The sequence below is a fragment of the Bacillus sp. FSL K6-2971 genome, from assembly GCF_038006405.1.
Classification (GTDB): Bacteria; Bacillota; Bacilli; order Bacillales; family Bacillaceae; genus Bacillus; species Bacillus pumilus.
Genome location: NZ_JBBOVD010000001.1, coordinates 607838 through 632202 on the forward strand (window position 1 = coordinate 607838; position 24365 = coordinate 632202).

The window sequence follows — 24365 nt, forward strand, 5'->3', positions numbered from 1 at the left end:
AATGGAGAAGTACTCAAGTGGCTGAAGAGGCGCCCCTGCTAAGGGTGTAGGTCGCGCGAGCGGCGCGAGGGTTCAAATCCCTCCTTCTCCGCCATTATTTTATGGCCCGTTGGTCAAGCGGTTAAGACACCGCCCTTTCACGGCGGTAACACGGGTTCGAATCCCGTACGGGTCATGTTTTGTTTTTTGATTCGTTGGGCTATAGCCAAGCGGTAAGGCAACGGACTTTGACTCCGTCATGCGTTGGTTCGAATCCAGCTAGCCCAGCCATTTTTTTATATGTTTTTCTGCATAGCAGATGAGCCATTAGCTCAGTTGGTAGAGCATCTGACTTTTAATCAGAGGGTCGAAGGTTCGAGTCCTTCATGGCTCACCATTGTCACGCGGGTGTGGCGGAATTGGCAGACGCGCTAGACTTAGGATCTAGTGTCTTTATGACGTGGGGGTTCAAGTCCCTTCACCCGCATTGTTTTTCAAACAGTGCACTTATGAATATATGAGCACATCATACACGCGGTCGTGGCGGAATGGCAGACGCGCTAGGTTGAGGGCCTAGTGGGTGAATAACCCGTGGAGGTTCAAGTCCTCTCGGCCGCATCTAAGAAACCAAAGGTTGTAGACCTTTGGTTTTTTTGTTTTATTTTCAATGTTCTTATTTTGGAGAGAAAAATTTGTATAATATTATATTTCTCGAGTAAGAGCATTATATGAACTGTGTTAAAACATTAAATATACTTGATATGGAGAAACTCGTTGATGATTGCAGAGAAATTTTTAATACTCGATAAACAGGTTGTTATAATAGTAAGGTATGAATCTTATAAATCGGTCTAGTTTTGGAAAACCGAAATAATAACAAGTAAAAGTTTTATCGGTATTTAGATAACTCACTAATCCTTTCAGGTGTCTAAATTCATTGAACTTAGAAGAGAAAATTTTAATAGAAGGTGTGTCAGTCACGATTTCATTTGGGTGATTCTTATGATGTAGTTCTGTTGTGAACTTTATAATATCGTGTCCGTTTTCATTTATAAATTGGGCTTGGCCATAATAGACACGTAGTTCATACTTAATTTCGTTAGGTGAATCGAGAGAATAAAATAGTTCGTTTAAAGTTACTTTCATATTTTTGCTGATTTCAAAAACTGGGTTCAGTTTATTGTCTGACACATTATTTTTTAATACAATTAGTTGAGCTAAAGATTTAACCTCTTTATTTGTTTGGTAAATCTCTATAGGTGTTGTTTTTGTCTCTTTTTTGGCTAAATAATCATCATTTGATTCAAAAAATGAAGGAGAATTCTGCTTGAAAACTAAAGAGAAATGAGACATATAACCACTCCTTTAACCATATTATACCATAATTGTGATTAAGAATTATACATTATTTTATAGGGGAGTGCATTTCTATTGAGCTGCCTATCGGAGTCCTCTGAAGAATTGGGGGTATGAGTTTTTAAAGGATAGTCAAAAGACTGTTCTTTTTTGTTTCTAAAAATCGATGTAATTAAAGAAAAGTTTAGAAGGAGTGAGTAGACCACTCCTTCTAAACAAAATTATCGAGGTTCAACTGTAATCTTAAAAATGACGTAATTATCGTTTATATCATAGGCATAAACCAACGCCGTGCCAAGTGATGAGTAAGAAGATACGACACCACTAGAACTAATGCTAATAAGGTGACTGCCAGAGATGATTTCCCATCTTGTATAGCCATACAGCAATCCAACGTTTGAGTTTCTTAGCATATGGAAATCGACCGTTCCAATTTCATTTGTAGGCTTTGCTATATTGTGAATTTTTGCAGGTTCTTGCGCAGAAGCTTGATTTGTTAAAGCTGGAAGAGCTAATGAAGAAATTGATAATACTGAAACAATTAATCCCTTGTAAAGTTTATTCATAATACTTCCCCCTAAGTTTGATTTTGTTACAAATATATCATAACATGTAAAATATTTGAAATATATGGATTGTTTGTGAAAAGTAAATAAGGAGTAATGTGGTCTACTCTATTCTGGACATGAAGTTCAAAAATAATCTGAAAAAGGAGTTTAATACTATTAATATGTCTCATATCTTATGCAAGGATAACAGAAGGACAGAAGCAATGGTTTATGTAAAAAAAGTATTTCTTTGGCTCAAGGTCTTTATATAAAAGAAGATAAGTATTTGTTGGATCAGTGTTTTGCGTTCTTTAAAAGTAGACAAATGCATGGTGATATTGAAAATTTTTGCATTAGAAGCAGCTGAATACTTTAGAAGAGCTGGAAGATTTGAAATGGCTACCAAGCATGCACCATTTGCAACAGAAAAATTAAATAATTTCATGTCAATTGATGGTTTATTTTTTATCAAGTAAATTTATGATACGTTTTCCTCGTCCACCTCCAGTTTCTAAGGAATGATGGGCTTTGGCAACATCAGATAAACGATAAATGCTATCAACAACTGGCCTGACCTTGTTGGAATCTACATAAAATGCTAATTCTTTTAAAAGTTCATTTTTGGGGTTTGCGCTGAATGTGCGAACTCTACGAGAACCGAAAGTAGTTGAAGCTAATATATATATGAAAGACGAAAAACTAGGAAATCCAATAGTAACCATTCTTCCGTTCTTTGTAAGCAGGCGCCTATAATGTTTGAGGTCAGTTCCAACTGTGTCCATGACTACATCAAACTTTTTAAGATCAGTAGGATACGTCTTTTTATAATCAAGTACTTCGTCTGCACCTAGCTCTTGAAGAAAAGTGAGATGTTCTTCGTTTGCAAGAGCAGTTACATGAGCACCTAACATTTTTCCAATTTGAATCGCAATGCTTCCGACTCCTCCACTTGCACCACGTACAAGTAAATTTTCGCCTCTTCTAAGTTTAGCTTGATATTTTAAGGCAATAATTGCAGTAGCACCTACGCCAGGCAATGCCGCGGCTTGTATGAGATCAATCTTTGTAGGAGTTTTAGATATTTTCTCAGGTGATATAGCTACATATTCAGCGGCACTACCAATTTGGCTCCTGAGATTCATAGGAAGAACTCCCCACACTTTATCACCTAATTGATAACTTTTTACGTTCGATCCTACTTCAACAACCTCTCCAGAAAAATCTGCCCCTGTCCCTTTAGGGAATTGATTACCCGTTAATAGTTTCAACTTGCCTGATCGAAACAGCGTATCCATAGAGTTTACACTCGAACCATGTACACGAATGAGTACTTCTCCAGACTCTATAACAGGTTTTGATATAGAATCTTCAAAAAGAACATTCGGTGATCCATAATTAGTGTATTGTGCAGCGCGCATCTGTTCATTTTTCATTTACTCACTCCATCTCCTTGAAAAAGTATTGACTTGAAGGTTTTTTATAATCAATTTGGCTCTCTAATACCTGGATGACACGGTTTACATATTTGATTATAATAAATGGAATTGATTTAACAAGTACGCAATATAAACTGCTTAAGGAAGGAAAAACTGACTAAGGGGTGGATAAAATATGACTGAAAGTGAGCTGAATAAAGCGATAGCTCCAGCGAGTTATGCATTAAATATATTAGCGGGAAAATGGAATTTAAAAATCTTAGCTGTACTATGTAGTTACAATGAGATTCGATATAATGAGTTAAAGCGTAAAGTGTATGGAATTACAGGAACAATGCTCAATCAATCATTAAAGGACCTGATTGAAAACGGAATTGTTCAACGAGTTCAGTATAATGAAGTTCCATCAAGAGTAGAATATTCATTGACTGGGGCAGGACTAGAGCTGATCCCTATATTTGAACAACTTTTTTTATGGGGCGAAAACCAATTAGAAAAATCAAAGTCATAATAAAATCCATCTACGTGAGAAGTTCGTTAGGGAATCATAGCATAGCTTCCTAACAAAGATTTTATTCACTTTAAGCTATGATGAAGAAAAACAACAAAAAATCTTGAGATTACTAGGGAAGCGCTAGAAAAGGGGATGCAAATACATGTCAATTTACCATAAAGTCATTGGAGAAGGATATCCGATCGTTATATTACATGGTTGGACACTTGACCATCAAGTGATGTTACATGCATTTGAACCGGTATTTGAAAAACAAAGCGGTTGGAAGAGAATATACATAGACTTACCGGGTATGGGACGTTCCGAGCCGCATCCATCTATTCAGAATTCTGATGATATGTTAGAAGCGGTATTCCGTCTTTTGGACGAAATTATCCCTGATGAACAGTTTATTGTTTGTGGTTATTCGTATGGAGGGTACATAGCTAGAGGTATTGTTCATTCACGCCTAGAAACCGTTCGTGGATTACTACTTGTGGCCCCAATGACTATACCTGTATTCGATCAAAGAGTCGTGCCAGAGAAGACCGTTCTAAAAAGTGACAGCAGCTTGATATCACAACTCTCTCCAGAGGAGACGGATGAATTTTGCTCCATGGCAGTTGTGCAAGGAAAACCGGAATGGGAGAGGTTTCGAGATGAAATTTACCTTCCTTCAAAACAAACAAATCATGAATTCATCAATAACATTCTTCAAAATGGATATGGCTATACCTTCGACATTACATCTGAATTTCAGTATCCCACGCTCATTATCACAGGGCGTCAAGACAATGTAGTTGGATATCACGATGCGTGGCGGCTGATCGAAGACTATCCAAGGGCAACCTTTGCAGTGCTTGATATGGCTGGCCACAACCTGCAAATCGAACAACCCGATGTATTTAACTCATTAGTTCATAACTGGTTAATCAGACTTGAGTCGGAAAATGTAAAGAAATAGATTAGGTTTTGTGCAAAATATGTGCAAATCGGAGTCAGGGGTGAATAACCCCGTGGAGGTTCAAGTCCTCTCGGGCATCTCTAAAAAATACCAAGGGTCGTGTACCATTGGTATTTTTTTTGTGTGCTCTTTTACTATAAAGTGATAACAAGATACATCGATAGTATGCTAAGTGGAAACATACCCGGTCATTTTAATATAAATTTCTCTTTTGAATGAACGATTCCACATCAGATTATCTTAGGTGCGAAATCATATTGCAACTTTAATTAATGTCCATAAAAGAACTGAATAAGCTCTTTTATTCAGCTTTTAGTTTCCTTTCATCTTTCATATTGTTAAATAAAGGTTATAATGAGATAATTTGATAAAAAGAAATTAAGTCGCATAAGATCAACCAAAGGAGTTATAACATGATAAAAAGGTTTTCTCTAGTTTTACTTACTCTCATGATGTCTATAGTTGTTTTGCTAGCGGCTGCCAAAAATTCCTCTGGGGATCATGTCATTTCATTTGATCAGCCTCACATCTTAATAATATCAATTGTAATAATGGTATGTTTATTCATTCCTCCGTTAGTGATGTCCTTTTTCAGTCACTTGATTGTGAGAACTATATCTAGTGTATACCAATGTTTTATTGTTCTATCTTTTCTAGGGCTCATTCCAATAGGATTTCTTATTCCAGATTTTTTAACAATTGTTGTTTCTGTTGTAGGAACTTTAGCCAGTGTAGCTAGTCTTATAGTCACTTTAAGAATTGATAGGAATAAAGATGCTAATCTTAACTAAAATAAAAATGACATCAATTTTCTAAGAGTACAGTAATGTTTCGTTATTCCTTACTTTTAAATAAAACTGAAAAATGGATTGACGTTATAAACTTGCTTATTCCCTTCGGATTGAACACCCTTTTTGCAAAAAAATATTTTAAAGTCAGTGAAGAACAAAATTGAGTATAATCGTTGATTTTGTTCTTTTAAATCCTAAATTGCAATTATTTCCGAATCATGTTACAATAAGGTTAATTATTTTTGTTCGGCGTAAAGGATAGCATGAAGAAAGACTTTTCGTCTTGAGGATACTTTGGGCAAGGATAGTATAATACATTGTGTGATAACGCACTAGGAGGCAACAAACATGGAACAAGGTACAGTAAAATGGTTTAACGCAGAAAAAGGTTTTGGATTTATCGAACGTGAAGAAGGCGACGATGTATTCGTACATTTCTCAGCTATCCAAGGTGACGGATTCAAATCTTTAGACGAAGGTCAAAAAGTAACATTTGACGTAGAGCAAGGTTCTCGTGGAGCTCAAGCTGCTAACGTTCAAAAAACTGCTTAATCTTCATTTTTTAAAACAGGTTCTCTGTAGAGAGCCTGTTTTTTTGTGCTTTCATTTATTTCTTCAATAAAAAACCCTACTCAGCGTACAAGTAGGGAGTTGTTACAAGGTAATCGTAAAAAAAATTCATGCTTCAAAGGTTTATCAACAGTATAGCATATTGGATTTACAATATGCGGAATTTGCCTAAATAAATTCTTTTTTCTTTCATTAATTGAAGGATGGGTCAGAGAACTTGAATTCAAAAATGGTGAGGGATGCCCAAAAGAGCGGCAGAGTTCTTAACAGAAACTTTTGATTTGTTTTTCTGTAATCCCTTCGATGACCTCTAATTCACTTAGCAAAAATTCATGGGCATCATCTAGCATTTTCTTTTCACTTGCATTTAGTGCTTTCTCTTTTTTCATACGCATCAGGTCACGTACAACTTCAGCACCGTCTTGGATGCTACCCGTTTTTATTTTGTTTGTATTAATTGTATGCCGTTCTTTCCATGTCGGTATTTGAACTGATTCGCCATGCTGGAAAATGTCCATCACATTGTTTAATGCCAGTATATCTGTAACAGGTCTAATGCGTGAACCCGATATTTTCCGTGTTGGAATCATCACTTTCATATGACTGATTGACATATTAATCACATAATACTGTTGTTTTTCATCAGAAAATTCTTTTTCTTCTATGGCTTCAATTATACCTGCTCCGTGCATTGGATAAACAATGTTATCACCAATTTGAAACATATCATCCGCCTCCATATCATGTATCTACTTTAAGGGTACCACACTTAGGGGTAAAATAATCAAATTTTTAATAATAACATGTTTATTTATTTTTTGTCAATAAATTTAGTTCTAAAAAAAAGAGATAATTTCATGAAAATGTTGGATGATTTTTGAACTTATCCTCTAGAATCTCACTACAAGAAAAACAGGATATCCACCATTAAAAAAGACCAGCCGTTGAGCTGGTCTTTCCAGATAGAATCCGATCATAATGTCGAAATATCAATGACAAACCGATAACGCACATCACTTTTCAGCACACGTTCATACGCTTCATCAACTTGACTTGCGTTGATCACTTCAATTTGTGGTGCGATATGGTGAGTAGCTGCGAAATCGAGCATTTCTTGTGTTTCTTGGATGCCGCCAACGAGTGAACCAGCAATGCTGCGGCGCCCGGTGATTAATGAAAAGACATGGAACTGATCTGGCTCAGGTGGTGCACCGACATTCACCAAGGTTCCGTCCACTCGAAGTAAGGACAAATAGGCGTCTACATTGATATTAGCAGAGACCGTATTGAGAATGAGGTCATATTGGCCGGATAGTGTTTTAAATGTATCAGGATCACTTGTAGCAAAATAGTCTTTTGCACCAAATGACAGTGCTTCTTCTTTTTTATTCATAGAGCGGCTCAATACTGTGACTTCAGCGCCAAGTGCACGTGCGAATTGAATGGCCACATGACCGAGCCCGCCCATCCCGACGATGGCGACTTTTTTGCCAGGACCTGCCTTCCAGTGCTTTAACGGAGAATAAGTGGTAATGCCAGCGCAGAGAAGAGGACTTGCGACATCAAGGGATAGTTGATCTGGAATGCTGACGACAAAGCGCTCTGTCACGACAATCTTCTGACTATAGCCGCCGTAAGTCGGTTCCCCGTCATAGTCAAGGCTGTTATACGTTTGGATGACTCCTTTCTTACAATATTGCTCGTCTCCATTTTGGCAATATTCACAAGTGCCGCAGGAATCAACAAAGCAGCCAACACCTACACGGTCTCCGATCTGAAACTTCGTCACATCATCGCCGGCATCGGCAACGACTCCAGTAATCTCATGACCCGGAACCATTGGGAAAATACCGCCGCCCCATTCATCAAAGGCGCTGTGGATATCTGAATGACAGATCCCGCTAAATTGAATATCAATTAAAATATCATGTGGACGAAGCGCTCTTCGTTCAATGGTTGTCCGTTCAAAGTTCGCTTTTGCATGTGAAACACTTAAAACGTTTGATTGGTGCGTCTGACACATTCTAAATCATCCTTTCAAAAGTAAGATTCTGTTCTACTTCTATACTGTACGTCTTAAAGTGAACTCTAAGTCAATAGAGAACCCTCTTCAGGCTTTTCAACATCCTTAAATAAAGAATTGAGCCAAAAGCATCTTGCGTTCTCTATCAAATTGGAGATGATGAGAAGAAGGAATTTCATTTTTCATAAGGTGAGAGAAGAAGAAGAGAAGGGTGAAAACAATGAAAATAGCACAAGCCGCCAAGCAGCTCAATTTATCTACTGCTACGCTCAGATACTACGAGAATATTGGTTTAATTCGACCGATCCGTCGTGATGAAAACGGTGTTCGTGATTATGCAGAAGAGGATATTCAGTGGATTGAATTTATCAAATGTATGAGAAATGCGGGTCTCTCAATTGATGCACTTCGAGAATATACGGCTTTATTTATCGAGGGCGAGGATCATACCCTGTCCTCGCGAAAAAGTATTTTGGTCAATGAGAGAGAAAGACTTGTAGAAAAGCAAAAGGAAATCGAAGAGACGATTAAGCGATTAGATTACAAGATAGAAAGTTATGAAGATATTATCCACAGTTATGAACAAAAGCTAGTTCATCAACTAAAAACCAGCTCTATTTAAATGAAGAAAAACCTGTGACTTGTCACAGGTTTTGTGATGTGGTTATCTTTTTGTGTAACGCACCCAGTTATAATGCGCGTGGAGTGGTGTAACACCGTTATAGGAGCCGAGCCATTCATCGACACCTGCACCATTCCACAGGTTCATCATAATCTTTCCTGGAGTTTGAGGGATTTGAGTAGTGGCAGTATGTTTTAATTGTCCGTCCACATACCATTTGATCGAGTTGGGCTGCCAGTCAAATGCATACGTGTGATAAGAGTTTGCTGCATCAAAACCAAGGTTGACGATCTTTTCATGATTTCCTACACCATTGGTATAGTAGTTAAACTGAACCTTTGTCGTATCTTTTCCAAGAAATTCGATGTCAATTTCATCCCAAGGCGTACCATCAGTCGGTCCTGTATAAGTAAAGAACGAAGACACGATCCCAACATTTTTGGCTGGTTTCATACTGACTTCATAAAGCCCGTAGCCATATGTTTGAGTGGAACGGTTTTCTCCGCAGTCAAACTTATTATAGGAAGGACTTGTGAGCGATAATCGCATTTCCCCTAACGACGTCATGGAGACATTGTTTGCACGCCACGTACAGTTAAACATGTTTCCATTCGAGTACCCATCGGCTTTTTGCCATAACCCCGTATTATAGTTGTTAAAAGGCTCATAAAACGATCCGCCTGTTTGGGCCGAGGCACCCGCAGTAAATGTGGATAAACTCAATACTATTCCAGTGACAAGCAGCATCAACATTCGTTTCACACGGTAAGACATGTAGGCATTCCCCTCTCTTGTTTTGAAAGCGCTTTCTTAATTGATCATACATGATTCTCTCGAAATGGAAAATCGGTCTAATATATGATATTAAAGAGGATTTTTTACTAGATTTTTCTCTTATTTCATAGGAAGTTACGAAAGAAAATGATCTTTTTCAGGCTGTTTACTAAAGAATGATTGACAAAGCGGACAGTTGTCCGTAAGATAATACCGGTACAATTGTCCTAATGAAAACCAAAAAGTTTTGATTGAACACATAGAGAGAAGTGCAATATGGATGAAGGTAAAGAAGGTGAAGCATCATGGAAAAGGATATTGGGAAGGAAATTGAAGAGGTCGCTTTTACTTTGTTTCAGGAATTTGGCGTGGAAAATGTCAGCATGCATAAAATTGCCAAAACAGCTGGTGTTGGGCAGGGTACTCTTTATCGCCGTTATGCCAATAAAAGTGATTTGTGCCTTTCGATCCTTGGAGAAAGATTTGAACAGCTGATCCCTGCTTTGCATCTTTACTTGAGCAAAATCAGTGACCAGCCGGTTCGTGAACGTTTGCGTTATGTGCTCGAAGAAATTCATCTCATTGTCGGTCATCATTTAGACTGGATTCGGATGCTTACGATATCTGGGAATTTAGAGCAGACAAGCAAAGTGTATGACTGTCATTACAGTCAATCGCTTAGGCAAATGATTCGTGATTTGCTAGAAGAAGCAGATGAAAAAGGTGAAGCGAATATACAGGATATTGAACTGACGACACTTTGTATGTCCTCTCCGATGACGCCTGAAATGATGTTTTATATTCATGAATCTGGTTATACAATCGAAAAAATCGCTCAATTCGCTGCAGAAAAACAGATTTTATCTGTTTTCAATAGACATTGAAGTGGCTCATTTCTGACCGTCCTCACTTCCTATGATTGATTTAAATTGAAAAAGAAAAGGAGCCAACCTACTATGAACAAACAGCAAGCAGCAGCTTCTCATATTCGAACGCTGCCCATTATTATCTCATTTATTACAGCTGGTTTTATTGGCTTGTTCAGTGAAACGGCACTAAATATGGCGCTGAGAAGCTTAACGTTAGACTTTGGAATTGAAGCGACGACAGCTCAGTGGCTGACAACAGGATATTTATTAACACTTGGTATTCTCGTACCAATTTCAGGACTCATTCTTCAATGGTTTACAACAAGACAGCTTTTCATGACGTCGCTCGTCTTTTCGATCATTGGAACTTTTATCGCAGCAGTTGCACCAGTCTTTAGTATTTTAATGGTGGCACGTGTCGTACAGGCAGTCGGGACAGCATTGCTTCTTCCATTGATGTTCAATACGATTTTGGTAATCATCCCGCCTCATAAACGAGGCAGATCTATGGGGATTATAGGTCTTGTGATCATGTTTGCACCAGCTGTTGGTCCAACAGTCTCTGGTCTTATTTTGAAATCGCTGACGTGGCATTGGATTTTCTGGATTTCACTTCCGCTATTAATAGCTGCACTCGTCTTTGGTTTTATCTTTATGCAAAATATTACAGAACCAACAAGACCAAAAATCGACATCTTATCCATTGTGCTTTCAACCATTGGTTTCGGAGGAATTGTGTATGGCTTTAGTAGTGCCGGTGAAGGCGGCGGCTGGAGCAGTATGCATGTGATCGTGGCAATTGTAGTAGGTGTCATTGGGATTCTTGTATTCTCTCTCAGACAGTTGAATATGAAGGAACCGATGCTGAACTTAAGCCCGTTTAAATATCCGATGTTTGTCATTGGGTTACTGCTGATCTTAGTTTGTATGATGGTCATGCTGTCTGCTATGATGATTTTGCCATTGTATCTGCAAACATCCTTGGCACTAACGACCTTTACAGCAGGTTTAATGCTATTGCCAGGTGGAATTATCAACGGTCTGCTGTCTCCAATCATGGGTGGTTTATTTGATAAGTTTGGACCGAAATGGCTTGTGATTCCAGGGCTTGCTATCGTCGCAGTGACGATGTTAGGTTTTACCAATCTAAGTGTGAATACATCGATTGGATACATTGTGACCCTTCATATTACATTAATGGTCGGCATCGCGATGATCATGATGCCTGCACAAACAAATGGATTAAATCAGCTGCCGCCAGAGCTATATCCGCATGGTACAGCGATTATGAATACATTGCAGCAGGTGTCAGGAGCCATTGGTACTGCGGTTGGTATTTCGATCCTTTCATCAGGAACCCGCAGCTTTATGGAAAATGTGGCTGATCCTGCAAATCCGATGAACAAGCTGCTCGCCTTTACAAATGGCGTCCAGCATGCATTTATCTTTGCTGTGATCGTGACCGTCATTGGTTTGATCATCGCTTTCTTTATTAAACGAGTGAAGGTAGAACAGCAAGTTTCATAAAACAGATGAAAAGCACTGAGGACTTAGCGCCGCAGTGCTTTTTTTATATTCAAAGAGGGCGAAAATGGGGAGATAGATAAAAAGTGAACCAATGAGAATGTGCTGCTGATTCAGTAGAAGGAAAAGATGAAAAAGAAACGAATGAGTTAAGAAGAAATAAATAAGACAGGAGACTGAGATCATGAACTTACAAGAACAAATCAAAATCGCTGAGTCATTACGTCAACCGGCTGAAGGTTCATTACCGAGTCAATCGGAACTAAAACCAGTCCATCCTCCTGAAGTGAATAAAATGGAATATGACATTCCAACAAGTGCTGGCGAAACAAAGGTATGGGTATTTAAGCCAGTTAACACTTCAAAGCAGCCGCTGCCCGTTTTTGTGAATTTACATGGCGGAGGATTTATCCTAGGCAGTGCTGAAATGGATAACCACTGGTGTCCGGTCATTGCAGACCGAGCCCAATGTATTGTCGTCAATGTCGAGTATCAGCTTGCCCCAGAGCACCCTTTCCCAGCCGCTCTTCATGAATGCTACGATGTGCTGAAGTGGCTGTATGAACACCCTGATGAGCTTCAAATAGATCCTAATAGAGTAGCCATTGGCGGACATAGCGCAGGAGGAAACTTGGCAACGGCTGCTTGTCTCTTAAATATCCAAAAAGGGAACCAACTCCCGGTTGTCTATCAAGTGCTTGATTATCCGCCACTTGATTTAGCCACTGATCCAGCACAAAAGCCAGCATTTGAAGAAGCGATCCCTGTTGAAATGGCGAGGCTCTTTAATGCCTTCTATCTGCAAGGCCAAGATCCGAACAATCCGCTCGTTTCTCCGATCTTTGCCGATCGTTCATCCTTGGCACAAATGCCACCAGCTCTCGTTATCACAGCTGAAAGAGATTCGCTAGCTCAAGAAGCCGAACAATATGCGGAGAAGTTAAAAGAAGCAGGGATAGACGTCACGTACAGACAGTTTAAAGGAGTCCCTCACGCCTTCACGCATGCCGGAGATTTAGAAATAGCTGAAGAAGCTTGGCATCTCATGAGTGATCAATTGAAGAAGGCGTTTGAATAAGAAAGAAACATTGATAGAAAAGCACAGAACCCAGCGGGTCTGTGCTTTATTGTTGTGAAGTGAATGAAAAAGATCAGATATATGCCTTTATAGTCGATATAATAGAAAGAATAGTAGACTTAAAAAAGGAGCGAATCTAATGGAAAAAGAGAATCTACAGGCATTTTGTCTTTCTTTAAAAGGAGTCACCCATGATTATCAGCCAGAATGGCAGGCAGATCGATATCATATTGGTGGAAAGATGTTTGCTATGATGGGAGGAGATGCGAATCGAAAGCCTGTTATCACTTTAAAATGTGACCCTCAACGTGCTGAAGAACTAAGAGAGATGCATGAGGGGATTATTCCGGGCTATTATATGAATAAGACTCATTGGAATTCCATTTACCTTGATGCAGACATTCCAGCTTCATTTGTAGAGGAGTTAATCGAACATTCCTACCAATTGGTTTTTCACAAATTAACAAAAAAATCTCAACATGACATCCTCCAACATGATGAATGAAGCTAGACAAGTTAATCACCCCTGTGATTCTCTTCAAAATTGACTAGAGCAAAGTGCTGTCGTTATAATTTGACTAGTTAGAAGACGTTCATAGGGGGATATAAAATGAGCTATACAGTCATTACAGGAGCAAGTTCAGGTATTGGATATGAGGCGGCACTGGCCTTTGCAGCACGAGGCAAAAACCTTATTTTAGCTGCACGCCGGCTCGAGAAACTCCAAGAACTGAAGAAGGAGATTCTTGATCAATATCCCGATATCAAAGTAAATATACAGTCTGTCGATTTAACCGACATGGAGCAAGTGTATTCATTTTATGAATCATTGGCTGAATATGAGCTCGACACCTTCATTAATAATGCAGGATTCGGCCATTTCGGCTCGATAGGAGAACAGGATTTAAGTAAAATTGGAGATATGCTTCATCTGAATATCGAAGCCTTAACGATTTTATCCACTTTATTTGTTCGTGATTATGAGCAAGTAGAAGGGGCTCAGCTGATCAACATTTCTTCAAGAGCGGGCTATACAGTCGTCGGCAATGCCGTCACCTATTCGGCCACGAAGTTTTACGTGAGTGCCTTTACAGAAGGACTGGCACTAGAGTTGAAAGAAAAGGGAGCTAAGTTACAGGCGAAAATATTAGCACCTTCTGCAACAGAATCAGAATTTGCAAAGCGTTCATTAGATGTAGATCAATTCGAATATGAAGGCAATATCAAGAAATATCATACATCAAAAGAAATGGCAGCTTGTCTGCTTGAGCTGTATGACCATGAAAAAACAGTCGGTATTGTTGACGGCAAGACATTTGATTTTGAATTGAAAGATCCGATTTTTTCACATGCTGGTCCAAGTATGAAATAGAAATGACACATCACTGAGGGAAGATGTCCTCGGTGATTTTTTTATGGCATGATTGACTGTGTGGTAACCACATGGTTTAGAATGTGTACACAAGGAGGGAATCTAGTGACGTATGTAACAAGTGGAGAAGTATGTAAGCTATTAAACATCACAAAGTATACGCTTCGTCATTATATAGAACAGGATCTCGTCCGCCCTGCGAAGGTCGCTCAAAATGGGTACCAATTATTTGATGAAAAAGAAATTTACACCCTTTATCAAATCCTCTTCTTAAAAAAGGCGGGGTTTTCTTTAAAAGATATTAGCGAGAGCTTTTCGAAAGAACCCGGTATGACTCTGTCCTATCAAGGTATGCTGGATCAGGTCGAGAAGCAATTACAGGAATTGAGTGAAGTGAAACAGCGTCTGGAGCATATGCTGTCGATTCAAAACAACCTTCAGCTTCATCAAATAACCACTCAAGATCGGCCAATTCGTTATTTAAAACAGATCCCAGATCATCTTCTAAAGACTGAAACAGAGCTCGATTTTAAACAAATCGTTCAACAAAAGGATCTGGATCTGTCTCTTTTTGAGGAGAGATATTATGTGATCAATCTGCAAGATGACTCAACCATTTCTTATTATGTATCAAATGAACAGGATTACGATGTGAGACTGGATGCAGGTTCTTACGCGGTTAAAAGTTTTTTAGCCGAAGATGAAGAGAAAGTCATTGAAGAAATTGAGGCTTTTCTACACGAAGCTCCGTTTGACCAGCCTTCTTATATGATCTTATATGAGAATGTACCAGTCTCTGTCACGTACCAAGATTCCATGGTGTATACAGTTGAACAGAGAGCGGGGAATAGAACTTGAAAAAAAGGATTTGGCTGATCATCGCTGCAACGGCATTCATTTTTATCACAGCATTTGTATTTTATGAAAACAGCTTTGCTATGAATGAAAAGGAAGTTGTCATGGAGACTGCGGATGGGACATTATCAGGTATCGTCACAACACCTAAGAAGGAGTCAATAAAAGGAATTGTACTTTTTGTACACGGAGATGGTCCACAAAATGCCACATATGACGGAGGATACAGACCTTTAATGGAACGCTTTGCAAAGCAAGGCTATGCGTCTATATCATGGGATAAGCCCGGGGTGGGTCAATCAGAGGGAAACTGGCTGCATCAATCCATGGATGATCGTGCAAAGGAAGTAGAGTATGTGATCAAATGGGCGAAGAAAGAGCATAATCTTCAATCAAAACAAATCATCTTATGGGGAGCAAGCCAAGCGGGCTGGGTGATCCCAAAAGTAATGACAGATCGAACCGATATCACAGCCTCCATCCTTGTCGGGCCTGCTATCAATTGGATGAGACAGGGAAGGTACAATACACTTCAAACATTAAAAGAAACGAATGCATCTCAAGAACAAATTCAAAAAACAATCGAAAAAGAAGATGAGCAAAACAAATTATTAGAAGAAGGCGCGGCATTTCGCGCATATCAAAAGAAAACGGACGATCAAGAGATGACAAAAGATCGTTATGAATTCATTCAAAAGAACATGAAAGCCGATGCCACTTCAGATATCAAGCGCATCCAATCACCGATCTATTTGGTTCTGGCACAAAATGACCGAAACGTAGATTCCGCTGAAACAAAAAGGATCTACGAGAAAGAAGTAGCACCTCAATGGTTGCATATTCAAACAATAAGAGACGTAGAGCATTCAATGCTGAATCCGCTCATTCATCATTCCAATGCCCTGATCACATTAGCATCGATCGCCGCACCGAAAGATTTCCTACTGAGCCAAGCGTACTTGGATCATTGTGAGCATATACTCGAGCAGCTAAAAACACCTTCACATTAGGTGTTTTTTTCATATGTTCTTTGATAAAGCAAAGAATCAAAGACCCAGTAGATGAGACTGCTCATGATGACGATAGGTATAGATACTGAACTCCCAATTCCATCAATCACAAAAAGCATGACAACCATTGCAATCAGTAAATAAGCAGCTAGATAAAGTGGATGGAAAGCCTTTGGTTGCAAAGAAAACAACAACTGCAAAGGAACCGCAAAGACGAAATAATAAACAAAAAAGATGGGAACCTAAAATACCATAAACGTAGGCTCACCCTGAATCGGTGGATAGAAGCATACGAACAGACTGAGTAAAATCGAACTAAGGAATAGTGTTATTAGGATTTTGTGAAATGATTGAAGCTTTTGCAATATGTATACTCCTTTTTGTAAAATTTACTATATTTTATCATAAATTGATGATCTAGCATCGTTTACTGTTAATAATTGAACAACCTCAATATTCCCTTTTTTTAAAAAAAGTTAGGTATTTAGATGTAAAGAAATGATTGTGATAATGACCTTTTTGCCTTTATTTGGTTCTGTAACTTTCGCCTCATGCTGATGAATGAAGGATTGGTATAAAGTAAACCCTATAGAAAGAGATATAGCTTTGAATCCATCACATTTAAGAAAAGAGATGATCGAATGAACGTAACAAAATGGTTAGGTGCTGTCCTTCTTTCTGTTTTATTAATGTCGACAGCAGCTTGTGCCAATACAAGTACCCAAGAGAAAAATCAAAGCGAAAACGAAACCGCATCTAAGGAATCAAAAGACAAAACGACAGCCGTAGAAACAGGCAATAAGTCCTTGTCTAATATTAAGGTATTAGCGACGGGCGGGACGATTGCTGGCAGTTCAGACAGTGATACAGATACGACAGGATATAAATCTGGTTCACTTGGCATCGATAAAGTCATTGCTTCAGTTCCTCAGCTCAAGGATATTGCAAACGTAACAGGTGAGCAGGTGGCGAACGTAGGCAGTGAAAATGTGGATGATGCTCTTCTTTTAAAATTAGCCAAACGAGTCAATAAACTCTTAAACGATGATCAAGTCGATGGGATTGTCATCACACATGGAACAGATACTCTTGAAGAGACCGCTTACTTTTTACATTTGGTTGTCAAAAGTAATAAGCCAGTTGTGGTCGTTGGCTCAATGAGACCAGCGTCTGCTATCAGTGCGGATGGCCCGCTGAACTTGTATCATGCTGTGAAAATTGCATCCACAAAAGAAGCCAAAGGCAAAGGGGTCATGGTCACATTAAATGACCGAATTGCATCAGCTCGATTTATTACAAAGACAAACACGACCACAACCGATTCCTTCAAGTCTCTTGAGCAAGGCTACATTGGAGAAATTGCTGGTGAAGTGGTTTCCTTTTATAACGAACCAACAAGAAAACATACGTCTGAAAGTGAATTTGATGTATCAAACATAAAAGAATTACCACAAGTCGATATTTTATACGGCTATCAAAATGATCAAAAATACATGTATGATGCAGCAGTAAAAGCAGGAGCGAAAGGCATTGTCGTTGCCGCAGCCGGAAATGGAACGATGTCAACAGAAGCCATCAAAGGGGCAACAGATGCCGTGAAGAAAGACGTGGTCCTCGTGAGATCAAGCCGTGCAGGAAATGGAATTGTGACCCATGAAAAAATGGATGATGAACATCACTTTGTTTCATCGGATTCATTGAATCCACAAAAAGCACGCATTCTGCTTATGCTCGCTCTAACGAAGACAAAAGATCCAAGTAAAGTGCAGGCATATTATGAAAAGTATTAATGAAGAAAGGGACCCGAAGCTTCGGGTCTTTTTTTATACGTGCTCCTGATGATGCTCTTCTGCACGTGTTTTTAAAGAGAGTAAAATATCTCGCCAAATATCGTCTACATCCGTAAGAAAATGTCCCGCTTCATCGATATAATAGGTTTTGACGTTTGGAATGTTAGGAGCCATTTTTTCTATTTCGACAAACGGAGCCATGGAATCTTCTTTTCCATGCCATACATCAACTGGGATTTGAATATCTTTCATATCGAATGCCCACGGACGCGAGAGTAAATCTGGTTCATGAATACATTCATCCACCGATTGACGAGTGGCTTCGTGTAAATGTGTCATCATCATCTCTAACTGCTCATCGGTTTGAAGGAATTGACGGTCCCACGGATGTAAATGCTTGTTCCCGTTTTTAGCCAGCTTCTTAAATTTCTCTGGTTTGTTCTCAATCATTTTCTTCTGGGAACGATAGCTTGCTCTTAATAGCCAAGGAAACTTCTTACTGAGGAAAAAAGCCAATTTGTTTTCTTTGAGCATACTTTTAGGCGGTTTTCCGTTTTGAAATGGCGTTGTACTTGAAATCAGAGCGGCTGAAAGGACTCGATTCGGCAATTGATAAGCACAGCCAGCAGCGAATGCGCCGCCTCCAGATACACCCATCACTGAAAAATGGTGAACGCCGAGATAATCTGCTACTTCCAACACATCTTTTGCCCAATCTAAAATCGTACGGTCAGGTTGAGGGGTAGATAAACCAAATCCTGGTCTGTCTAAACAGATGAGACGAACACCGAGCTCTTTAGAAATGGGGTCATCATCTAAAAACATCACTCTTGATCCAGGAGTTCCATGAAAAAAGAATACTGGAAACCCTTCAAGATCCCCGTATTCACACAAACCAATATGACGACCATCTTTTAAAAGAATGCTATCCATACTTTCATCTCCTTAATAGTTTATCTAACTTAAATGTTGGAGAAAGAAACACCGTATTAAGGCGCTTCTTTCGCAATCTGATAGATTTTTTCGTATAGAGACAATAATGTTTTTAAATCTTCTTTTGGAAGCTTTGCATAATATTTTTGAATGAGGTGCAATTGAATTTCTTCTGTATTCTTGTGAAAGTCATGACCCTTTTGAGCAAAATCAACAATGATTTCCCGTCGGTTATGTGGATTAATTTCTCGCTTGACATAGCCAAGTTGTTCAAGCTTTGATACAAGCTGGCTAGCGGCACTTGCCGAAATTGAAAAGTAATCAGCTAGTTCGTTGATTGTTCTTGTTTTTGTCCGTAATAATTCAAGTGTCAGTTCTTGTTTGGCTGATAAATCTGCATATTCATGTTTTAAAAATCGTTGATACTCTTCTACATAGATGGAGCCTAGTGCATTCGAGTATTCAATGATTTTTTTACTGTAATGAATGATTTCTGCATCCAATGACATCACCTCTATTCCATTATAGGCAATGTTTATAGTTAAGTGAAGTTAAATATTAAGGTAATTTAAATGAAGAGATGGCATAAGTGATTGTTTCGATGACTTTTTCATTGTATTTTGAATAAGATCCATTTATAATAAAAAAATAAACCAACTGGTCGGTTTTGAATTTTCCTGATGAAGAAAAGCAAGATAGAAGGGATTGTGAAAGATGACAAGTACACAAAGCGGGGCTGAAAAGAGCGAGAAGACGAAGCGAAAAATTGTCACCGCTTCACGTGATTTATTTGCAAAAAAGGGATATTCAGAAACATCTGTGCGAGATATTCTAGAGGCGGCTGAAGTGAGTAAAGGCAATCTTTATCACCATTTTAAAGGAAAAGAGTTTTTGTTCCTTCATATCATGGAAGAGGATCACCTCTTGATGATGGAGACGTGGCATCAGGAAAAACAAACGATGCACCTGGCCATTGATCAGCTCGCAGGATTTGCAGAGCTGCTCAGTCAAATGGGCATTAACTACCCATTAATGAGAGCAAGTGAGGAATTTTGTGCAAGTGCCTTTACATCAGACGAGGTCATGGAACGGCTGAACAAGATTGATGTCGACTTTGATGATGTGATGAGAGACATCATACTTAAAGGTAACAAAGATGGCAGCTGGTCGATCCAGCATGTCGAGTCAACGGTGAAAATATTATTATCCGTTTTTTACGGATTAGACGTGTTGTATAAAAATGATCCAATCGAAGAGAAAAAAGAATTACAAAAACAAGCGATCTCATTGATTATTCACGGAATCAACCCTCATGAGTAACAATTGAATCAATAAAGGGGAAACAAACATCATGCAAAAACCGATTCGTGAGCAAAAAGCTGTACTCGTTATTTTATTAAGTAACATATTTATTGCGTTTTTAGGCATTGGTCTTATTATTCCTGTCATGCCGCTATTCATGAATGTGATGCATCTAACAGGGAGTACGATGGGATACCTTGTGGCAGCGTTTGCTGTGGCTCAGCTCATTGCATCACCTATTGCAGGGAGATGGGTAGACCGCTATGGAAGAAAGATTATGATTGTGTCAGGACTATTTCTATTTGCGTTATCAGAACTTGTCTTCGGTCTTGGGACACACGTGTATGTGCTGTATTTTGCAAGGCTGCTAGGCGGTATTAGTGCGGCATTAGTTATGCCAGCTGTCACTGCTTATGTCGCTGATATCACGACCGTTCAAGAAAGATCAAAGGCAATGGGATATGTGTCAGCGGCCATTAATACCGGCTTTATTATTGGTCCGGGAATTGGTGGCTTTATCGCAGAATACGGCGTACGCCTGCCATTCTTCTTTGCAGCAGGGATTGCCTTTATAGCTGTCATTTCGTCTATGCTTTTGCTAAAGGAGCCATTAACAAAAGAAGAGCGAGCGAAGCAGATGGATCAAGTGAAGGAATCCACCTTCTTTAAGGATTTGAAAAAATCGATCCATCCAAGCTATCTCATCGCTTTTATCATTGTGTTTGTCCTCGCGTTTGGACTGTCTGCGTATGAAACGGTCTTCAGCTTGTTTACAAATCATAAGTTTGGATTTGGTCCAAAAGATATTGCGGTGATTATTACGGTCAGCTCGATTGTGGCGGTCATCATCCAAGTGCTGGTGTTTGGGAAACTCGTAAATACCCTTGGGGAAAAAAGAGTCATTCAGCTATGCTTGATTGTCGGAGCGGTGCTCGCTTTTGTTTCAACTGTCGTCTCAGGCTTTATGGTAGTCCTCATTGTCACATGTGTGATTTTCTTAGCGTTTGATTTATTGCGTCCAGCATTAACGACCTTCTTATCAAAAATCGCTGGCAATCAACAAGGATTTGTCGCAGGGATGAACTCTACCTACACAAGCCTAGGTACGATTTTCGGCCCAGCCCTTGGCGGGATTTTATTCGATCAAAATATACATTTCCCATTTCTATTCGCAGGTGTTGTCTTATTTCTCGGATTAGGCTTAACCCTTATTTGGAAGGGGAAGGCAGAAGAGCCTGCGGCAGAATAACAGAAAAGAGACCTTGATTGAGGTCTCTTTAGATTGTTGACAAAGGGCTAAAATGATGTTTATTTTAGCCCTTTGTCTTCTTTTTTTTCAAGTGAAGATCGTGTGGAGATAGATATTTGGACAGAGGAAGCCTGCCGAGGGAAAGGTTTAGCGCAGCTGGCAGGTCAGCTGATGATCAAGAGTTGTCTTGAAAATAAGAGGACACCGCATTGGGATTGCGATGTCCATCACCTAACTTCGATCAAACTGGCAGAAAAGCTAGGCTTTCAGCGGACAAAAACCTATCGATTGTTTTATTGTTCATGATGAAAAAGTTTTAAGATACCAAGCATCCATTGCAGAATGCTCAGAGCCTTCAATCGGTTCTGAAAGAAGAGAAAAGCCATATCGCTGATAAAGGCCTGTAGCCGCAGTTAATTCCTGGCGGGTTTCTAAATAACATGCTTCATAGTATGTAGAGGCATATTGCAGCGCCGTATCCATCAGTTTTTTGCCCGCACCTTTTCCTTGTGCCTTTGGACTTAAATAAAGCTTTTGTAATTCACATATTCCGTTAGTAAATGGAGCAATGCCAACGCCGCCCATAATATCGCCATTCTCTTCAGCAATCCAATAGGCTGCATGAGTCAATGATTGATAGTATTCGAACAGCTGGTCAAGGTGGGGATCAGTGTAGGCGGTTCCTTCAATCGCCAGATTCGCCGATTCTAGTGACTGGCGGATAATCGCTGCGATATACGGGTTGTCTTTTTGCTCAATGGGTCTCATGTTCATTGGAAGTACCTCCATCATCATAAAATAAAAAAAGAGAAAGTGAGTTGAAACAACATGTTTTGGCTGCAAACCGCTATTTTTACAATTGTTGTATTGTGTCTCTCATGGTGGGCAGGGAGAAGAGGCAGAAACCGTCATGCGGGGCTGATCCTCCCTATATGCTTTATTCTATTTGGATTGGTTTTATTGATAGCCAGTTTCTTCATTGGCAGATGGGAAGGCATGGCGCTTAGTATATCAAGCGTCTCTATCGTTCTCTCTTCCATGATTTGTTTGATCATCGTCACAGCGATTCAATTTTTAAAAAAAGATGTCCCTTCTTAAGCAGGGGCATCTCCACTGTTCATCTGATTGTATTCTTCACGAAGGATGCCCATGATGATCACATCTGAGTAGGTACCATTGAAATAAAGCGCTTGGCGCCTTTTTCCTTCATATTGAAATCCGGCTTTCTCATAGCTTCTGAAGGCTCTCGGATTATGGGAAAAGACTTCGAGCTCAAGACGGTTGAGTTCTAACGTATCAAAGGCGAATGCTTGAACCATTCGGACAGCTTCGGTGCCATAGCCTTTTTGGAAATGTTCTGGTCCATGAAGCGCAATGCGGAAGCTTGCCGTATGATTGATTGGATCAATATCCACAATCGCCGCATCCCCAATCATTTCTTTCGTGTCTAACAGACAAATGGCGAAATCTCGTCTGCTGTCATCTTGTAAAAATCGGGTGTAGGCTGAACGAATTTCTTCTAGTGTGAACGTTTTGCGTGTGCCAGTCATGTAAAGTGTTTCTTCATGCTGGCATCCTCTTTGAATACCCGGATAATCCTGTTCTTCAATCGGTCTCAAAAATAAGCGGGTCATGACGGATCACCCTCCTCAATATATCGAGAGATTTCAATTAAATTCAGATCAGGATCACGGATATAAACAGATTCAACCGGACCTAATGTACCTATGCGCCTGACAGGCCCCTCTTCAATAGGAACCACTTGCTTGCGAAGGTGCAGCAGCAAACTGTCCATATCTAAATCAGTGATAAAGCACAAATCACTAGAGCCTGGAAGTGGATGAGCCGCTGCCGGCTCATATTCATGACCAGCTTCATGAAGATTGATCTTCTGTAAACCAAAACGAAGCGCTTTACGGCCTTCTCCAAAGGTTTCTTCCTTCATTCCTAATACGTTTGTATAAAAGCGAATGGTGTCCTCCATATGTTGTACAGTCAACACGATATGATCAAGTCGTCGTATCATCAGTCTCTCCTCCAAGTATGATCATTGATTGAACTGATTTTATTATATCATTACCTGAAGAGGATACCTTATTGAATCACGGTGTTGAAGATATGAAAACGGATGATGAAAAATCCATGTATACTTTGTCTTTCCTTTCTGATACAATTAAAATAGAATGTATGTTCTTATATAGGGTAAGGAGTGATGGAATTGAGTCAGAAAAGGAAGCTGCTTTTTTATGGGGCAATGAGTATCGATGGCTATTTAGCGAGAGAGGATCACAGGCTCGATTGGTTAATAGGAACAGAGGGCGAAGAAGATACGAACTATGATGACTTTTATGCGTCAGTTGATACGCTGATCATGGGGCGAAATACATATGAGCAGGTTCTACAGCTGTCACCAGATGAGTTTCCTTATGAAGGAAAGACATGTTATATCATGTCACGTACTTTACAAGACAGTTTGAAAGGAACCCATATCATTCGTGAAGATATCTTATCTTTTATGAAAAAATTAAAACATGAAGAAGGTCAGCATATCTGGATTGTCGGCGGCGGGGAACTGCTTCAGTTTTTCATCAAAGCAGGATTGGTTGATGAGCTTTACCTTCAAATCGCTCCTGTCATGATTGGAAGAGGCATTCCTCTGTTTTCCCCAGCGGATATAGAATCCAAGTTTTCATTAAAAGAAGTCAAACAATACAAGCAGATAGCTGAATTGCATTTTGTCTTAAAAGAAGAGGATCATTGATCTGAGGTGGTCTTTTTTTTATGAAACAAACTCGTTGACAATCATATATCCTAGTGTTAGGATAAA

The 24365-nt window shown here is 39.4% G+C and carries 30 protein-coding genes and 6 tRNA genes; 24 read left to right on the forward strand and 12 right to left on the reverse strand.

What is annotated here, in order from left to right; all coding sequences use genetic code 11:
• Positions 1-3: 3 nt before the first annotated feature.
• The 6 genes from MHI33_RS03035 (at position 4) to MHI33_RS03060 (ending at position 597) form a co-directional block, all read left to right on the forward strand.
• Positions 4-94: transfer RNA gene (locus tag MHI33_RS03035), tRNA-Ser, on the forward strand.
• Between the two features lie 9 nt (positions 95-103).
• Positions 104-175, forward strand: a tRNA-Glu gene (locus MHI33_RS03040).
• A 20-nt stretch (positions 176-195) separates the two neighbouring features.
• A tRNA-Gln gene (locus tag MHI33_RS03045) sits at positions 196-270 on the forward strand.
• 30 nt (positions 271-300) lie between these two features.
• A tRNA-Lys gene (locus tag MHI33_RS03050) sits at positions 301-376 on the forward strand.
• 7 nt (positions 377-383) lie between these two features.
• Positions 384-466: transfer RNA gene (locus MHI33_RS03055), tRNA-Leu, on the forward strand.
• A 47-nt stretch (positions 467-513) separates the two neighbouring features.
• Positions 514-597: transfer RNA gene (locus MHI33_RS03060), tRNA-Leu, on the forward strand.
• A gap of 177 nt (positions 598-774) precedes the next feature.
• Here the strand turns inward: MHI33_RS03060 and MHI33_RS03065 are convergent.
• The 3 genes from MHI33_RS03065 to MHI33_RS03075 all read right to left on the reverse strand — a co-directional run bounded on the left by MHI33_RS03065 (position 775) and on the right by MHI33_RS03075 (position 3316).
• On the reverse strand, positions 775-1332 hold the full coding sequence (locus tag MHI33_RS03065; protein ID WP_340909013.1) for a hypothetical protein: 558 nt from the start codon (positions 1330-1332) through the stop codon (positions 775-777).
• Between the two features lie 224 nt (positions 1333-1556).
• Positions 1557-1901: a hypothetical protein gene (locus MHI33_RS03070; protein ID WP_034620217.1), complete on the reverse strand. Its 345-nt coding sequence runs from the start codon at positions 1899-1901 to the stop codon at positions 1557-1559.
• A gap of 440 nt (positions 1902-2341) precedes the next feature.
• Positions 2342-3316, reverse strand: a complete 975-nt coding sequence (locus MHI33_RS03075; protein ID WP_044140584.1) for an NAD(P)-dependent alcohol dehydrogenase — start codon at positions 3314-3316, stop codon at positions 2342-2344.
• Between the two features lie 178 nt (positions 3317-3494).
• Here MHI33_RS03075 and MHI33_RS03080 point away from each other — a divergent pair, with 178 nt between their 5' ends.
• The 4 genes from MHI33_RS03080 (at position 3495) to MHI33_RS03095 (ending at position 6119) form a co-directional block, all read left to right on the forward strand.
• Positions 3495-3830, forward strand: coding sequence for a winged helix-turn-helix transcriptional regulator (locus MHI33_RS03080; RefSeq protein WP_044140585.1), 336 nt, complete (start codon positions 3495-3497; stop codon positions 3828-3830).
• Between the two features lie 145 nt (positions 3831-3975).
• Positions 3976-4776, forward strand: coding sequence for an alpha/beta fold hydrolase (locus MHI33_RS03085; RefSeq protein ID WP_340909019.1), 801 nt, complete (start codon positions 3976-3978; stop codon positions 4774-4776).
• A 413-nt stretch (positions 4777-5189) separates the two neighbouring features.
• Entirely contained in the window at positions 5190-5567 is a 378-nt protein-coding gene (locus tag MHI33_RS03090) for a hypothetical protein (RefSeq protein ID WP_340909022.1), read from the forward strand.
• A 348-nt stretch (positions 5568-5915) separates the two neighbouring features.
• Complete coding sequence (locus MHI33_RS03095) at positions 5916-6119, forward strand: cold-shock protein (protein WP_003214229.1); 204 nt, start codon at positions 5916-5918, stop codon at positions 6117-6119.
• A 281-nt stretch (positions 6120-6400) separates the two neighbouring features.
• On the opposite strand, the gene MHI33_RS03100 is transcribed toward MHI33_RS03095, so the two are convergent.
• Positions 6401-6862: a CarD family transcriptional regulator gene (locus MHI33_RS03100; RefSeq protein ID WP_044140588.1), complete on the reverse strand. Its 462-nt coding sequence runs from the start codon at positions 6860-6862 to the stop codon at positions 6401-6403.
• Between the two features lie 248 nt (positions 6863-7110).
• Entirely contained in the window at positions 7111-8160 is a 1050-nt protein-coding gene (locus MHI33_RS03105) for an NAD(P)-dependent alcohol dehydrogenase (protein ID WP_340909027.1), read from the reverse strand.
• A gap of 220 nt (positions 8161-8380) precedes the next feature.
• Here MHI33_RS03105 and MHI33_RS03110 point away from each other — a divergent pair, with 220 nt between their 5' ends.
• Entirely contained in the window at positions 8381-8782 is a 402-nt protein-coding gene (locus tag MHI33_RS03110) for a MerR family transcriptional regulator (RefSeq protein WP_044140590.1), read from the forward strand.
• 42 nt (positions 8783-8824) lie between these two features.
• Here MHI33_RS03110 and bglS read toward each other — a convergent pair whose 3' ends face one another.
• Complete coding sequence (bglS, locus tag MHI33_RS03115) at positions 8825-9556, reverse strand: beta-glucanase (RefSeq protein ID WP_003214284.1); 732 nt, start codon at positions 9554-9556, stop codon at positions 8825-8827.
• 305 nt (positions 9557-9861) lie between these two features.
• On the opposite strand from bglS, the gene MHI33_RS03120 reads away from it, so the two are divergent.
• From MHI33_RS03120 to MHI33_RS03150, 7 genes are all read left to right on the forward strand, one after another.
• The gene (locus MHI33_RS03120; RefSeq protein WP_340909031.1) at positions 9862-10440 is read left to right on the forward strand and encodes a TetR/AcrR family transcriptional regulator; all 579 of its coding nucleotides are present in this window, start codon (positions 9862-9864) and stop codon (positions 10438-10440) included.
• Positions 10441-10512: 72 nt separating this feature from the next.
• Positions 10513-11952, forward strand: a complete 1440-nt coding sequence (locus MHI33_RS03125; protein WP_065097495.1) for a DHA2 family efflux MFS transporter permease subunit — start codon at positions 10513-10515, stop codon at positions 11950-11952.
• Positions 11953-12133: 181 nt separating this feature from the next.
• Positions 12134-13027: an alpha/beta hydrolase gene (locus MHI33_RS03130; protein ID WP_065097494.1), complete on the forward strand. Its 894-nt coding sequence runs from the start codon at positions 12134-12136 to the stop codon at positions 13025-13027.
• A gap of 139 nt (positions 13028-13166) precedes the next feature.
• Positions 13167-13532: an MmcQ/YjbR family DNA-binding protein gene (locus MHI33_RS03135; protein ID WP_003213869.1), complete on the forward strand. Its 366-nt coding sequence runs from the start codon at positions 13167-13169 to the stop codon at positions 13530-13532.
• Between the two features lie 105 nt (positions 13533-13637).
• The gene (locus tag MHI33_RS03140) at positions 13638-14399 is read left to right on the forward strand and encodes an SDR family NAD(P)-dependent oxidoreductase (RefSeq protein WP_283924172.1); all 762 of its coding nucleotides are present in this window, start codon (positions 13638-13640) and stop codon (positions 14397-14399) included.
• 105 nt (positions 14400-14504) lie between these two features.
• Complete coding sequence (locus MHI33_RS03145) at positions 14505-15257, forward strand: helix-turn-helix domain-containing protein (RefSeq protein WP_340909038.1); 753 nt, start codon at positions 14505-14507, stop codon at positions 15255-15257.
• Complete coding sequence (locus MHI33_RS03150) at positions 15254-16264, forward strand: alpha/beta hydrolase family protein (RefSeq protein WP_340909042.1); 1011 nt, start codon at positions 15254-15256, stop codon at positions 16262-16264. Before MHI33_RS03145 ends, MHI33_RS03150 begins: the two co-directional genes overlap by 4 nt.
• Here the strand turns inward: MHI33_RS03150 and MHI33_RS03155 are convergent.
• A complete protein-coding gene (locus MHI33_RS03155) occupies positions 16261-16464 on the reverse strand; it encodes a hypothetical protein (protein WP_340909045.1) in 204 nt (67 codons plus the stop codon). The genes MHI33_RS03150 and MHI33_RS03155 overlap by 4 nt on opposite strands.
• 441 nt (positions 16465-16905) lie before the next feature.
• Here MHI33_RS03155 and MHI33_RS03160 point away from each other — a divergent pair, with 441 nt between their 5' ends.
• Entirely contained in the window at positions 16906-18054 is a 1149-nt protein-coding gene (locus tag MHI33_RS03160) for a type II asparaginase (protein WP_185108419.1), read from the forward strand.
• A gap of 33 nt (positions 18055-18087) precedes the next feature.
• Here MHI33_RS03160 and MHI33_RS03165 read toward each other — a convergent pair whose 3' ends face one another.
• Both MHI33_RS03165 and MHI33_RS03170 read right to left on the reverse strand, forming a co-directional pair.
• Positions 18088-18987: an alpha/beta fold hydrolase gene (locus MHI33_RS03165; RefSeq protein WP_340909050.1), complete on the reverse strand. Its 900-nt coding sequence runs from the start codon at positions 18985-18987 to the stop codon at positions 18088-18090.
• Positions 18988-19043: 56 nt separating this feature from the next.
• Positions 19044-19496 carry a MarR family winged helix-turn-helix transcriptional regulator gene (locus MHI33_RS03170; RefSeq protein WP_065097490.1) on the reverse strand — a complete coding sequence of 151 codons (453 nt, stop codon included), beginning with the start codon at positions 19494-19496 and terminating at the stop codon, positions 19044-19046.
• Between the two features lie 205 nt (positions 19497-19701).
• On the opposite strand from MHI33_RS03170, the gene MHI33_RS03175 reads away from it, so the two are divergent.
• The 3 genes from MHI33_RS03175 to MHI33_RS03185 all read left to right on the forward strand — a co-directional run bounded on the left by MHI33_RS03175 (position 19702) and on the right by MHI33_RS03185 (position 21844).
• Positions 19702-20307, forward strand: a complete 606-nt coding sequence (locus tag MHI33_RS03175) for a TetR/AcrR family transcriptional regulator (RefSeq protein WP_340909055.1) — start codon at positions 19702-19704, stop codon at positions 20305-20307.
• 31 nt (positions 20308-20338) lie between these two features.
• The gene (locus tag MHI33_RS03180) at positions 20339-21538 is read left to right on the forward strand and encodes an MFS transporter (RefSeq protein ID WP_340909058.1); all 1200 of its coding nucleotides are present in this window, start codon (positions 20339-20341) and stop codon (positions 21536-21538) included.
• Between the two features lie 102 nt (positions 21539-21640).
• Complete coding sequence (locus MHI33_RS03185) at positions 21641-21844, forward strand: GNAT family N-acetyltransferase (protein ID WP_243632632.1); 204 nt, start codon at positions 21641-21643, stop codon at positions 21842-21844.
• Here MHI33_RS03185 and MHI33_RS03190 read toward each other — a convergent pair.
• Positions 21839-22312 (reverse strand): GNAT family N-acetyltransferase, encoded by a 474-nt coding sequence (locus MHI33_RS03190; RefSeq protein ID WP_106066405.1) that lies wholly within the window; start codon positions 22310-22312, stop codon positions 21839-21841. The two genes, MHI33_RS03185 and MHI33_RS03190, sit on opposite strands and share 6 nt — an antisense overlap.
• Positions 22313-22366: 54 nt before the next feature.
• On the opposite strand from MHI33_RS03190, the gene MHI33_RS03195 reads away from it, so the two are divergent.
• Complete coding sequence (locus MHI33_RS03195; RefSeq protein WP_003214041.1) at positions 22367-22636, forward strand: YesK-like family protein; 270 nt, start codon at positions 22367-22369, stop codon at positions 22634-22636.
• On the opposite strand, the gene MHI33_RS03200 is transcribed toward MHI33_RS03195, so the two are convergent.
• Positions 22633-23172 (reverse strand): GNAT family N-acetyltransferase, encoded by a 540-nt coding sequence (locus MHI33_RS03200; RefSeq protein WP_106066404.1) that lies wholly within the window; start codon positions 23170-23172, stop codon positions 22633-22635. The genes MHI33_RS03195 and MHI33_RS03200 overlap by 4 nt on opposite strands.
• A complete protein-coding gene (locus MHI33_RS03205; protein ID WP_106066403.1) occupies positions 23169-23564 on the reverse strand; it encodes a VOC family protein in 396 nt (131 codons plus the stop codon). The genes MHI33_RS03200 and MHI33_RS03205 overlap by 4 nt, the downstream gene beginning before the upstream one ends.
• A 192-nt stretch (positions 23565-23756) precedes the next feature.
• On the opposite strand from MHI33_RS03205, the gene MHI33_RS03210 reads away from it, so the two are divergent.
• Positions 23757-24299, forward strand: a complete 543-nt coding sequence (locus MHI33_RS03210; protein WP_106066402.1) for a dihydrofolate reductase family protein — start codon at positions 23757-23759, stop codon at positions 24297-24299.
• Positions 24300-24365: the final 66 nt, after the last annotated feature.